Origin of the sequence: Streptomyces sp. NPDC058864 (genome assembly GCF_042742985.1) — a bacterium.
Taxonomy (GTDB): Bacteria; Actinomycetota; Actinomycetes; order Streptomycetales; family Streptomycetaceae; genus Actinacidiphila.
Map to the genome: position 1 here is coordinate 1 of NZ_JBHYMQ010000129.1, position 11,773 is coordinate 11,773.

The window sequence follows — 11,773 nt, forward strand, 5'->3', positions numbered from 1 at the left end:
CGGCCTTGGGGCCCTCCCGCGGGGCCACCCCCAAAACCACCCACCCCCCCCCGTCTGGGGGGGCGCCCCCGCTGGAAGACGCGGCGGGCCGCGGCCGCGGCCGCCACCAGCCCCGCCACCGCCGCGCGTTTCGCGAGCGGCCCGCCGGCGACCCTGAGCAGGTCGAGGGGCTCGTCCGCGGGGCCCGCCGGCACGGGGCGCTCGTCCTCGGCGGCGTCCTCGCCCCCGGCGGGGGGCTGCGGGGCGGCGAGGCGGCCGGCGAGGCAATCGGCGAACTGGCTGATGATGCGGTCGCCGACCTCGGCCATCACGCCCCGGCCGAACTGCGCGGGGCGGCCGGTCACGGCGAGGTCGGTCGTCACCGAGACGACCGTCGCGCCGTCCTTCTCCGTCAGCGTGCCGGTCACCGTCGCCCGCGCCGTCCCCTGGCCGCGGACCTCCTTGCCGCGGGCGGCCAGCACGACCCGGTGCGCGGTGCCGTCCCGCTCCTCGAAGACCGCCGTGCCGCGGTACGTCACCGTCACCGGGCCGACCTTGACCTTCACCGTGCCCTTGACGGTCTCGCCGTCGTACTCCTCCACCGTCGCGCCCGGCATGCACGGCGCGACGCGCTCGATGTCCAGCAGCGCCCGCCAGGCGTCCGCCACCGGGACGGGGACCCCGAACTCGTGGTGCAGTTCCATGATCTCCTCCTCGTCACACCGGCCTGAGCACCGGAGGGTGGATCGCGCCGGCCGTGCCCGACAGCGGGGTGCCGCTGCCGCCCCAGCGCAGCGAGATGATCTCGGCGGCGATCGACACCGCGACCTCCTCGGGGGTGCGCGCGCCCAGGTCCAGCCCGATCGGCGAGCGCAGCCGGGCCAGTTCGGCCGGGGCCAGCGTCGTGTCGCGCAGCCGTTTGAGCCGGTCGTCGTGCGTGCGGCGACTGCCCATGACGCCGATGTACGCGGCGGGGCGACGCAACGCGACCTCCAGCAGCGGAACGTCGAACTTGGGGTCGTGGGTGAGGACGCACATCACCGTGCGGTCGTCGGTCTCCGTACCGCCCAGGTAGCGGTGCGGCCAGTCGACGACGACCTCCACGCCCTCGGGGAAGCGCTTCGGGGTCGCGAACACCGGACGGGCGTCGCAGACGGTCACCCGGTAGCCCAGGAACAGCCCGATGCGCGCCACCGCCGCCGCGAAGTCGATCGCGCCGAACACCAGCATCCGCGGCGGCGGGGCGAAGGACTGCAGGAACACCGTCACGTCGTCCTCGCGCCGCTCACCGTGCCGGCCGTAGTGGCGCTGCCCGGTGGCGCCCTGGGCGAGCTCGCCGCGGGCGTCGTCGGTGACCGCCGCGTCCAGGCCCTCCGAGCCGAGGGTGCCGGCGACCCGGTCCGGCCACACCGTGAGCGTGGCGCCGCGCGGCGCGGGTCCGTCGAGCACCGTCGCGGTGACCACCGGGCGGTGGGCGGCGACCGAGGCGGCCACCTCGCCGAAGCCCGGGTCGGTGGCCGGGGACACCGGACGGACCAGCAGGGTGATCTCACCGCCGCAGGTCAGGCCGACCTCGAAGGCGTCGGCGTCGCTGTAGCCGAAGGTGTGCAGCCGGGCCTCGCCCGACTCGACTACCTCCTTGGCCAGTTCGAAGACCGCGCCCTCCACGCACCCCCCGGAGACGCTGCCGACGACCTCGTCGCCGGGCCCCACCGCCATGGCCGCGCCCGGCCCGCGCGGCGCGCTGCGGCTCACCGCCACCACGGTGGCCAGCCCGAAGGGGGCTCCCGAGGCGTACCAGTCGTCCAGCGCAGGAAGGATCTCACGCACCGTCGGCTCCTCTCACCACGGCGGCCAGACGTTCCAGCGCGCCCAGACTGTGCCCCTCCACGAAGGCGTCGACGCTCGGCAGCGCCGCCGCCATTCCCGCCGCCAGCGGGGCGTACCCCGGCCTGGCCTTGCGCGGGTTGGCCCACACCACGCGGTGCGCCAGCCGTGCCAGCCGCCGCATCTGCGCGGCCAGCAGGGCGGGGTCGCCGCGCTCCCAGCCGTCCGACAGCAGTACGACCACCGCGCCGCGCGCCGTTCCCCGCGCCCCCCAGCGGTCCAGGAACGCCCGCAGCGTCTCCCCGAGCCGGGTCCCACCGCTCCGGTCGGGCACCGCCGCCGCGACCGCGGCCAGTGCCGCGTCCGGGTCGCGGCGCGCCATCTCGCGGGTTACCCGGGTGAGCCGGGTGCCGAGGGTGAAGACCTCGGTGGGCGTACGGCCGCGCGAACCGTGCGTGGCGGCGTGCGCGAAGCGCAGCAGCGCGTCCGCGTACGGGGCCATCGACCCACTGACGTCCAGCAGCAGCACCACCCGGCGCGGCTTGCGGGCCGGGGCCCGCCGCAGCAGTACGGCCGGTTCTCCGCCCCGGCGCAGCAACTCCCGCACGGTACGCCGCGGATCGACGTCACCGCGGCGCGCCGGACGCCGGCGGGAGCTGCGGCGCGGCTCGCCGTCGAGCGCGAACACCGCCAGCAGCTGGTTCAGTTGGGCCCGCTCCGCCGCGGTCAGCGCGGCGACGTCACGGTGCCGCAGCACCTCCGTCGCGCTGGCGAGCGCGGTCGCCGTGGGTCCCCTGCCGCCTTCCTCCCCGGCGGTCCGCTCCCCGGACTCGGTCCTCGGCACCGCGGGCGGGCGCACCGGGCGGACCGCCGGCCGCACGCGGCGGGGCGGCGGCCGTTCGCCGTCGAAGAAGGCCGCGAAGACCCGGTCGTAGCGCTCCAGGTCCTCCGGGCCGCCGCCGCAGAGCGTCAGCCGTCCCGCCCAGTACACGTCGCGGCGCCGCCCCGGGTCGAGCCGGCCGAGCGCGGCCAGGAACGCGGCCACCCGCTCGGGGCCGGCCGGCACTCCGGCGGCCCGCAGGGCGCGGGCGAAGCCCACCACCCCCGCCGTGCCGTCCGCCGTGACCGTGCGCATCGAGCTCACCGCGTCCCGCCGGCCCGCGCCGCGAGGATCTCCGACAGGTCGAGCGAGCGCGCCCGCTCGGCGTCCTCGCGGTACTTCAGCACCGACCCGAGGGTGGTCATCGCCAGGTCCGCGTCGAGTTCCGTCGCGCCGAGCGCGGCCAGCGCCTCCGCCCAGTCGATGGTCTCCGCCACCCCGGGCGGCCGTACGAGGTCCTGCTCCCGCAGGCGCTGGACCACGGCCGTCACCTGCGTCGCGAGGCGCTCCGCCACGTGCGGCTGCCGGCGCCGCACGATCGCCAGCTCCCGCTCAAAGCCGGGGTGCTCGAACCAGTGGTAGAGGCAGCGCCGCTTCAGGGCGTCGTGCACCTCGCGGGTCCGGTTGGACGTCAGCACCACCACGGGCGGCGACTGCGCCCGCAGGGTGCCCAGTTCGGGGACGGTGACGGAGTACTCCGACAGCAGCTCCAGCAGGAAGGCCTCGAACTCGTCGTCCGCGCGGTCGATCTCGTCGACCAGCAGCACCGAGGGGCTGGTCTCCAGTGCCCGCAGCAGCGGCCGTGCCAGCAGGAACCGCCGGCTGTAGAGCTCGCCCTCCAGCGTCCCCGGGTCGCTGACGCCCGCCGCCTCGGCCGCCCGCAGGTGCAGCAACTGCCGTGGGAAGTCCCAGTCGTACAGCGCCTGCGACGCGTCGATGCCCTCGTAGCACTGCAGGCGGATCAGCGGCGCGCCGAGGGCTTCGGCGAGCGCGTGCGCCAGCGCGGTCTTGCCGACGCCCGCGTCGCCCTCGCAGAAGATCGGGCGGTGCAGCGTCAGCGCCAGGTAGCAGGCGACGGCGAGGCCGTCGTCGACCAGGTAGCCGGTCTCCTCCAGCCGGGCCCGCATCTGCCCGGGGCCGGCGATGCCGGGCACCGCCCCGTCCACGGCGGCGGCCGGGACGGCGCCGGGCGGCGCGGTGCCGGCACGGGCGGCGTCAGGGCCGGCGTCAGGGCTGGAGGGCGGGTTGCCGGAGGGCGGGGCACCGGGGCCGCCGGGGCGGTGGGGCCCCACCGCCCCGGCGCGTGCCGTCGTCACGGGAAGCGGCCCGCAGGAGGGGCCCGCCGGGGCGGTCCACCCCGGTGGAGTCCCTTCCGCCGGCCGGGTCATGCGCTGCGTCCGCTCCTCATGTCAGGTCCGCCGCGGCGAGGACCGCCCTGCGGGTCAGCACCCTCGCCAGGTGCTCCCGGTACTCGGCGGACGCGGACAGGTCGGACGCCGGCCGGGTGCCCTCCGCCGCGCTGTCGGCGGCCGAGGCGACCGCGTCCGGCGCGGCGTCGACGCCCGCGAGGGCGGCCTCGCAGGCGGTGGCGCGCACCGGGGTGGGCCCCATGTTCGAGAGCCCGACACGGGACTCGACGATGCGGCCGTCGTCCCGCCGCACCAGCGCGGCCACCCCCACCACGGCCCAGGCCTGGGCGCTGAGCTGGAACTTCTCGTAGTGGAAGCCCCAGGCGTCGGCCTTGGGCACCCGCACCTCCACCAGCAGTTCGTCGGGCCGCAGGGCCGTCTGCAGGTAGTCGGTGAAGAACTCCCGCGCCGGGAGGGTCCGCTGCCCGTCCGGCCCCTGGACGACCAGTTCGGCGTCCAGGGCGAGGACCGCCGCGGGCACGTCCCCGGCAGGGTCCGCGTGGGCGAGGGCGCCGCCGATCGTGCCGCGGTGACGCACCGCCGGGTCGGCCACCGTCGCCGTGGCGGCGGCCAGCAGCCCGGCGTGCCGCCGAACCAGCGGGTCGTGCACGACGTCGTGGTGCGAGGTGAGGGCGCCGATGACGAGGGTGTCCCCGTCGACCCGCACCCCGCGCAGGCCGGGGATCCGGCCGACGTCCACGAGGAGTTCGGGGAAGGCGAGCCGCATCCGCAGGATCGGCAGCAGGCTCTGGCCGCCGGCCAGCACCTTCGCCTCCTCCCCGGCGAGCGCGAGCTGCCCCACCGCCTCCTCCACGGTGCGGGGCCTGGCGTAGTCGAACGACGCGGGAATCATGAGCCGTCCTCCTCCGGCCGGGCGGACCGCGCGTCGCGCAGTGCCCGCCAGACCCGTTCCGGTGTGCACGGCATCGGCACGTCCGTGACGCCCAGCGGCCGCAGGGCGTCGACCACGGCGTTGACCACCGCGGGGGTCGAGGCGATCGTCCCGGCCTCGCCGACGCCCTTCACGCCCAGCGGGTTGGTGGTCGCCGGAGTCTCGATGCGGTCGGTGAGGAAGTCGGGCAGGTCGGCGGCGCTCGGCACCAGGTAGTCGGCCATGGTGCCGGAGACCAGGTTGCCCTCCGCGTCGTACACGGCCTCCTCGAACAGGGCCTGGGCGATGCCCTGGGCGAGACCGCCGTGCACCTGGCCCTCCACGATCATCGGGTTGACGACCTTTCCGACGTCGTCCACGCACACGTAGCTGCGGATCCGGACCCGGCCGGTCTCGGTGTCCACCTCCACCGCGCACAGGTGCGTGCCGTGCGGGTAGGAGAAGGCCTCCGGGTCCTCCACGTGCTCGGCGTTGATCGTCGGTTCCAGCCCGTCGGGCAGGTCGTGCGAGGTGAACGTCGCGAACGCCACCTCCTGGATGGTCCTGCGCGCGTCGGGTGAGCCCTTCACCGAGAAGACGCCGTCGGTGAAGTCCAGGTCGTCCTCGCTCGCCTCCAGCAGGTGCGCGGCGACCTTTCGGGCCTTGTCCACCACCTTCCGCGCCGCGCGGTGCACGGCCACGCCGCCGACGACCAGCGAGCGCGATCCGTAGGTGTCCATGCCCTGCGGCACCGTGCGCGTGTCGCCGTGCAGCACCTCGACGTCCTCGAAGGGCACGCCCAGCACGTCCGCCGCGATCTGGCTCCAGCTCGTCACATGGCCCTGCCCGTGCGGGCTGGTTCCGGTCAGCACCTCCACCTTGCCGGTGGGCAGCATGCGGATGGACGCCGCCTCCCAGCCGCCCGCGCCGTAGCGCAGGTCGCGCAGGATCCGGCTGGGCGCGAGCCCGCACATCTCCGTGTACGTCGAGACGCCGATGCCGAGCCGCACCGGGTCGCCGCGCTCCTCCCGTTTGCGCTGCTCGGACCGCAGGTCGTCGTAGCCGAAGAGGGCGAGCGCCTTGTCCGTCGCCGACTCGTAGTTCCCGCTGTCGTAGGTGAGTCCGCCGATGGTGGTGTACGGGAACTCGTCGTGCCCGATCCAGTTGCGGCGGCGCACCTCCACGGGGTCCATGCCGAGTTCGGCCGCGAGTTCGTCCATCATGCGCTCGATCGCGAACGTCGCCTCGGGGCGGCCCGCGCCGCGGTACGCGTCGGTGGGGGTCTTGGTGGTGAAGACGCCCGTGCAGGTGAAGTCGTAGGCGTCCATCTTGTAGATGCCGGGGAACATGAACGCACCGAGCAGCGGGACGCCCGGCGTCACGATCATCAGGTAGGCGCCCATGTCGGCGAGCAGGTCCACCTTCAGGCCGAGCAGCCTGCCGTCGCGCGTCGCGGCGAGTTCGAGGTCCTGGATCTGGTCCCGGCCGTGATGGGTGGCCAGGTACCCCTCCGAGCGGGACTCCGTCCACTTCACGGGACGGCCCAGCTTGCGGGCGACGGCCAGGCCGATCGCTTCCTCGCCGTAGACCTGGAGCTTGGAGCCGAAGCCGCCGCCGACGTCCGGCGCGACGACCCGGAGCCGGTGCTCGGGGATGCCGGTGACGAGGGCCATCATCACGCGCACGATGTGCGGGATCTGCGTCGCGGAGTACAGGGTGTACTGGTCCGAGGTGTCCGGCGGGACCGCCACGACGGCCCGCGGTTCCATGGCGTTGGGGATGAGCCGCTGCTGCACGAAGCGCCGGCGCAGCACGACGTCGGCCCGCTCGCGCACCGTCGCGTAGTCCTCGCCGGTGGCCAGCGGCCAGGTGTAGCAGCGGTTGGTGCCCTTGTCGGCGTGGACCAGCGGGGCGCCCTCGGCGAGCGCCGCCTCCATGTCGAGGACCGGGGGCAGCGGCTCGTAGTCGACGTCGATCGCCTCCAGCGCGTCGGCGGCCGCGTAGCGGTCCCGGGCGACGACGACCGCTACCGGGTCGCCGGTGTGGCGTACCTCGTCGACGGCGACCGGCGGGTGCTCCGGCAGCACGATGTCCTCGGTGACGGGCCAGGCGCACGGCAGCGAACCGAGCCCTTCGGCCAGGTCGCGGCCGCTGTACGCGGCGACCACCCCCGGCCGCTCCAGGGCCGGCGCGACGTCGATCCGCTCGATGCGGGCGTGCGCCATCGGGCTGCGCAGGATCGCGATGTGCAGCAGGCCCGGGACGGTGATGTTGTCGGTCCAGTTGGTCCGGCCGGTCACCAGCCGGGCGTCCTCCTTGCGGACCCGGGCCCGGCCGACCTCGGGTTCGCGTCCGGTGAGCTGGTCGGTCATACCGGCGCCCCGCTTCCGGCCGTGCTCGGTTCGGCGTGCTCCGCCACGGCGCCGGGTTCGGGGGCCTGGTGCCGGCGTTCCTCGGCGGCGGCCGCGAGCACGGCACGCACGATGTTCATGTAGCCCGTGCAACGGCAGAGGTTGCCCTCCAGGCCCTCGCGGACCTCCTCGGGCGTGGGGTCGGGGTTCTCCCGCAGCAGGTCGCGGGCGGCCATGATCATGCCGGGGGTGCAGAAGCCGCACTGGAGGGCGTGCTGCTCGTGGAACGCCCTCTGCAGCGGGTGCCACTCACCGCCGGCGGAGGCCAGCCCCTGGATCGTCGTCACCTCGCCGCCGTCGGCCTGGACGGCGAGCACCGAGCAGCTCTTCACGCTCTTCCCGTCGAGGTCCACGGTGCAGGCACCGCAGTTCGTGGTGTCGCACCCGACGGGGGTACCGGTCAGACCGAGCCGGTCCCGCAGGTAATGGACGAGCAGGAGGCGGGGCTCCACCTCGTCCTCGTAGGCCGTGCCGTCCACCTTCACCGAGATGCGGGTCATATGCCCTCCCAGAGGCGCCGCGTGGCGAATCCCCCGTTCTGCTCCGATACGCGCAACTGTAAGTCGCGGCCGGGGACAACGCGACGCCTCGGACGCGAGTTTCACGGGCCTCTTGCGCTCGGAAATCCGAGGCGTAATGTTGATTACATGATTACCAGCGAGCAGAAGGAAGCGCTGCGCGGCTGGCTCGCCGGGCGGCTCCCCGAAGGGCTCTTCGAGGCGCTCGTGGACGTGACCGCCGACCGCGAGGAGATCACCGTCGTCGGCCGCATCCCCGCGCCCGCGGTCGGCGCCGACGCGTCGGAGGTGGAACGCGAGGCCGCGCTCGACGGACGGATCGCGGAGTTCCGCGAGCGCACCCGCGAGGACCGCGTCGCCGTCGCCCGCGAGGCCGAGCACCGCTTCGGACGCAAGGTCTCCTGGGGCGTGGAGTGCGGCGGGCGCCGGGCGATGTACACCACCGTCTCCGTCCCCGTCATGACCCGGCTGCGCCAGCCCGAGCGCCAGGTCCTCGACACCCTCGTCGCGGGCGGCGTCGCCCGCAGCCGCAGCGAGGCCCTCGCCTGGTGCGTCCGCCTGGTCCGCGCCAACACCGACACCTGGCTCGGCGACCTGCGCGACTCGCTGGAGCACGTCCAGCGTGTCCGCGCCCAGGGCCCCGACCGCGCCGCGCCGCCCGCCGAGGACGACTGACCGGCGGCTGCGCCGGGCTGCCGGGTGTTGTTGTGTGCGGGTTGTTTGCGCCTGCGGCGGGCATCCCGCGCCCTCCCTCCCGATTGCTCGGCGCGGTCGGTGCGGGCCTGCGCATCGTGTGCCTGGGTCGGTGCCGCGCCGGCGCACGTCCTCAACGCTCGCGGTTTACGTCCACATCGTTCGGCGCCGCGTTCGCCGCTCGTCGTTTCCGGGCGCACCCCGACACACCCCCTCTCGTTTGTTGGGGCGCATGACGGCCGGTGGGGGTTAAGTAAGGCACTCGGGGCAACCCTGGACCGCTTCCTCATCCCCACCGGCCGTTGGTCGCCCGCGACACGGAGGGGGTGGGGGAGGTGGGAGCACCCCCGGCCGAAGGCTGGGGGAGGGTGGGCGTTCTGGACGCTAACGTGTATTTGTTGTGCGGCATCCGGGGCGGCAAAAGCGGGTGCCCGCCATGCACGTAAATATGCGGTACAGAATGCCCACCCCGGAGGCCCCGCCCCCGGCCCACCGCGCACGCGCGCAGGCCCGCACCAACGATCCGGGGCAATCGGGAGGGCGGGCGGGGGACAGCCCGCCGCAGGCGCAAACAACCCGCACACAAATCTCCCGGGCAGCCCGGCGCAGCCGCCCGCAACCACAACGGCGCCGCACAGGCTGGTTCCGGGACGGCACGGCCTCCGACGCCGTTCGGGCCTGCCCGGCGGCCCATCCTCCGCCGCGACGGAGGTACTTGGGCGCGTGGGGGTGCCCCCCCGTCGGCCGTCCGGCGGTCCTGCCGGGCCCGCCGCGCGAGCCCCGGTCACCCGGGAAGGGCGCCTGCGCCGGTGGGCCGTACGGGTTAGATTCGGAGGCGTGCTGCGCATCGTGGACGGCAGGAGCGGCGAGCCCGTGGAACTGGACCCGGGGCGGCGGGTGCCGCTGCGGGTGCTCGCCCACACCGGCGTCGCGGGCGGGACGACCGCGCTGCGGGTACTGCTGCTGGCGGACGTACTGGCGCGCACGGCCGAGACCTGGGGCGGGCAGGTGCTGGTCGCCTCGGTGGGTCCGGCAGACCCCGCACTGGACGGCGCCGCCGCGGCGCTGGCCATCAGGCCCTGCGCGGGCCGCGGCGACGACGTCCGCGAGGCGGAGGAGGCACTCGCCGGCCGGGCCCGGGTGCACGTCGCACCGGCGGGCACGGACACCGGCGGCCCGCGCCTGGACGTCGGGCCGGTTCACCCGGATGAGGTAACGGCCACCGGTCCGGCCCTACGGCTCGCGCTGCTGCGGCTCGACCGCCGGGCCTCCGCGGAACTGACCCCTGGGGTCCTGGAGGCGGCGGACACCGGCCTCCGGCGCTGGCGCGGCGATGTGGCCCGCTGGGCCGAGTCGCCGTCCAAGCCGATGTGCGCCGAGTACGTCGAACGCCTTCAGGCGGCCCTCGCCGCGGACCTCGACACCGCCTCCTACCTGGCCGCCCTCGACCGGCTGGAGGCGGAGGCCGCGCTGCCCGACGGCTCCCGCTTCGAGACGTTCGCCCAGGCGGACCGCGTGCTCGCCCTGGAGCTGACCGCCGAGGTCGGCGGGGTGCGCTCGTGAGGCGCCGCACGGCGGATACACGACGGCTCGTCGTGCTGCGGCACGCCAAGTCCGCCTGGCCCCCGGACGTCCCCGACCACGACCGCCCGCTCGGTCCCCGCGGCCGCCGCGACGCCCCGGCCGTCGGCCGCTGGCTGCGTGAGGCCGGCCACACGCCCGACCTGGTGATCTGCTCGACCTCCCGGCGCACCCAGGAGACCTGGGAACTCGCCGCCGGGGCCCTGGGCGCCACGCCGCCCGCGCCGGTGCGGCTCGACGAGCGGGTCTACGCGGCCACCGCCCGCGCGCTCCTCGACGTCCTGCGCGAGGCCCCCGACGACGCGGCGACCCTCCTGCTGGTCGGCCACAACCCGGGGGTCCAGGACCTCGTCCTCCGCCTGACGGGCGAGGCCCGCGCCGACGCCCTGCTCCGCGCGGCCGACAAGTTCCCGACCTCCGCCCTGGCCGTCCTGACCTGGGCCGACCCCTGGTCCTCCCTCAGCCCGGAACACGCCCGCCTCGACGACTTCGCCGTTCCCCGCGGCTGAACCCCTCCTGGGACCGGGCGCCGCGGGAAGGGGCCTAGGCCGACGCCGCGAGGGCGGCGGTCGTCGCGGCGGCGAGGCGGTCGAGGTAACGGGGGGTGAGGGGGGAGCGGAGGACCGCGAGGCGCCAGTAGAGGGGGCCGGCGATGAGGTCGAGGGCGAGGTCGCGGTCCGTGCCGGCGGGGAGCTCCTCGCGTTCGACGGCGGCGTCGACGATCGCGACGGCGATGCCGCGCTGGGTGTCGCGCAGCGCGATCTGCAGGGTCTCGGCGATCTCCGGGTTGCGGGAGGCCTCCGCCAGCAGGTCGGGGATGATCTGCGAGGCGACGGGGTGCCGCAGCGCCCGCGCCGTGACCTCCAGCAGCATCCGGATGTCGCCCGGCAGGCTCCCCGTGGCGGGTGCCGGCACGCCGATCGCCGCGACGGCGGACACCACGTCGAGGACGAGGGGCAGCTTGGAGCGCCAGCGCCGGTAGACCGCGGCCTTGCCGACGCCCGCGCGGCGGGCGATGCCCTCGATGGACATCCGGCCGTACCCGACCGCGGCGAGTTCCTCGAAGACGGCCGCGCGGATCGCCTCCGTGACATCGTCGCGGAGCACTGCCGCCCCGGCGGGGGCGCGTCGTGGGGGTGCGGTGTCCGGTGCCATGCCCGGCAGCCTACGCGACGACGGGACGGAACGGTTGCGTTCCAGCGCCCGTGTGGTCTAACGTCTCGATAACGACGATACGGTCTCGTTCCGTCGGCGCACCATCGCCCCCTCGCGCATCACCACCCGAACGGAAGCGCCCCCCTCGTGAGCCTTGACATCGAGTCCTCCTCAGCGGCGCCCGCGCCGCCCGGCGCTCCGGCGCCGTCCCCCGCGGAGCTGGCGGCCAAGTACGGGCTGTCGGTCAGCGGAGCCCGGCCCACCCTGCGCGCCTACGTGCGGCAGCTGTGGGGACGCCGTCATTTCATCTCGGCGTTTTCGCGGGCCCGCGTGTCGGCACAGTACACCCAGGCCCGGCTGGGCCAGCTGTGGCAGGTGCTGACGCCGCTGCTGAACGCGGCCGTCTACTACTTCATCTTCGGCCTGCTGCTGGGCACCGACCGGGGTGT

General features: G+C 75.1%; 11 protein-coding genes and 1 pseudogene. 4 read left to right on the forward strand and 8 right to left on the reverse strand.

The genetic code is table 11. The annotated features are described in order from the left end of the window. From ACFW3D_RS41305 to ACFW3D_RS41335, 7 genes are all read right to left on the reverse strand, one after another. Nucleotides 1–683, reverse strand: a 683-nt coding sequence (locus tag ACFW3D_RS41305) for an SRPBCC family protein (RefSeq protein ID WP_500513571.1), incomplete at its 3' end; no start/stop codon positions are given. Nucleotides 684–696: 13 nt separating this feature from the next. After that, entirely contained in the window at nucleotides 697–1,809 is a 1,113-nt protein-coding gene (locus tag ACFW3D_RS41310; RefSeq protein ID WP_500513573.1) for an XdhC family protein, read from the reverse strand. After that, on the reverse strand, nucleotides 1,802–2,941 hold the full coding sequence (locus ACFW3D_RS41315) for a vWA domain-containing protein (RefSeq protein ID WP_500513574.1): 1,140 nt from the start codon (nucleotides 2,939–2,941) through the stop codon (nucleotides 1,802–1,804). Before ACFW3D_RS41315 ends, ACFW3D_RS41310 begins: the two co-directional genes overlap by 8 nt. A gap of 5 nt (nucleotides 2,942–2,946) precedes the next feature. Beyond that, nucleotides 2,947–4,074: an AAA family ATPase gene (locus ACFW3D_RS41320; protein ID WP_500513576.1), complete on the reverse strand. Its 1,128-nt coding sequence runs from the start codon at nucleotides 4,072–4,074 to the stop codon at nucleotides 2,947–2,949. 16 nt (nucleotides 4,075–4,090) lie between these two features. Continuing rightward, nucleotides 4,091–4,948 (reverse strand): FAD binding domain-containing protein, encoded by an 858-nt coding sequence (locus tag ACFW3D_RS41325; RefSeq protein WP_500513578.1) that lies wholly within the window; start codon nucleotides 4,946–4,948, stop codon nucleotides 4,091–4,093. Next, nucleotides 4,945–7,338 (reverse strand): xanthine dehydrogenase family protein molybdopterin-binding subunit, encoded by a 2,394-nt coding sequence (locus ACFW3D_RS41330; RefSeq protein ID WP_500513579.1) that lies wholly within the window; start codon nucleotides 7,336–7,338, stop codon nucleotides 4,945–4,947. Before ACFW3D_RS41330 ends, ACFW3D_RS41325 begins: the two co-directional genes overlap by 4 nt. Further along, nucleotides 7,335–7,877 carry a (2Fe-2S)-binding protein gene (locus ACFW3D_RS41335; protein ID WP_500513581.1) on the reverse strand — a complete coding sequence of 181 codons (543 nt, stop codon included), beginning with the start codon at nucleotides 7,875–7,877 and terminating at the stop codon, nucleotides 7,335–7,337. The genes ACFW3D_RS41330 and ACFW3D_RS41335 overlap by 4 nt, the downstream gene beginning before the upstream one ends. A 147-nt stretch (nucleotides 7,878–8,024) precedes the next feature. On the opposite strand from ACFW3D_RS41335, the gene abmR reads away from it, so the two are divergent. The 3 genes from abmR to ACFW3D_RS41350 all read left to right on the forward strand — a co-directional run bounded on the left by abmR (nucleotide 8,025) and on the right by ACFW3D_RS41350 (nucleotide 10,678). Then, nucleotides 8,025–8,570, forward strand: a complete 546-nt coding sequence (gene abmR / locus ACFW3D_RS41340) for an ATP-binding transcription factor AbmR (RefSeq protein ID WP_500513583.1) — start codon at nucleotides 8,025–8,027, stop codon at nucleotides 8,568–8,570. 855 nt (nucleotides 8,571–9,425) lie between these two features. Continuing rightward, nucleotides 9,426–10,151, forward strand: coding sequence for a hypothetical protein (locus tag ACFW3D_RS41345; protein WP_500513584.1), 726 nt, complete (start codon nucleotides 9,426–9,428; stop codon nucleotides 10,149–10,151). Beyond that, nucleotides 10,148–10,678 carry a SixA phosphatase family protein gene (locus ACFW3D_RS41350; protein WP_500513586.1) on the forward strand — a complete coding sequence of 177 codons (531 nt, stop codon included), beginning with the start codon at nucleotides 10,148–10,150 and terminating at the stop codon, nucleotides 10,676–10,678. Before ACFW3D_RS41345 ends, ACFW3D_RS41350 begins: the two co-directional genes overlap by 4 nt. Nucleotides 10,679–10,712: 34 nt before the next feature. Here ACFW3D_RS41350 and ACFW3D_RS41355 read toward each other — a convergent pair whose 3' ends face one another. Beyond that, the gene (locus ACFW3D_RS41355) at nucleotides 10,713–11,324 is read right to left on the reverse strand and encodes a TetR/AcrR family transcriptional regulator (protein WP_500513588.1); all 612 of its coding nucleotides are present in this window, start codon (nucleotides 11,322–11,324) and stop codon (nucleotides 10,713–10,715) included. A 147-nt stretch (nucleotides 11,325–11,471) separates the two neighbouring features. Here ACFW3D_RS41355 and ACFW3D_RS41360 point away from each other — a divergent pair. Then, nucleotides 11,472–11,773 (forward strand): annotated as a pseudogene (locus tag ACFW3D_RS41360) (ABC transporter permease); the annotation flags it as partial.

Excerpts from the sequence above, each read along its gene's own strand:
- abmR (WP_500513583.1), top strand. The coding sequence starts at position 8,025 with ATGATTACCAGCGAGCAGAAGGAAGCGCTGCGCGGCTGGCTCGCCGGG.
- ACFW3D_RS41355 (WP_500513588.1), bottom strand. The coding sequence starts at position 11,324 with ATGGCACCGGACACCGCACCCCCACGACGCGCCCCCGCCGGGGCGGCA.
- ACFW3D_RS41335 (WP_500513581.1), bottom strand. The coding sequence starts at position 7,877 with ATGACCCGCATCTCGGTGAAGGTGGACGGCACGGCCTACGAGGACGAG.
- ACFW3D_RS41320 (WP_500513576.1), bottom strand. The coding sequence starts at position 4,074 with ATGACCCGGCCGGCGGAAGGGACTCCACCGGGGTGGACCGCCCCGGCG.
- ACFW3D_RS41315 (WP_500513574.1), bottom strand. The coding sequence starts at position 2,941 with ATGCGCACGGTCACGGCGGACGGCACGGCGGGGGTGGTGGGCTTCGCC.
- ACFW3D_RS41325 (WP_500513578.1), bottom strand. The coding sequence starts at position 4,948 with ATGATTCCCGCGTCGTTCGACTACGCCAGGCCCCGCACCGTGGAGGAG.
- ACFW3D_RS41330 (WP_500513579.1), bottom strand. The coding sequence starts at position 7,338 with ATGACCGACCAGCTCACCGGACGCGAACCCGAGGTCGGCCGGGCCCGG.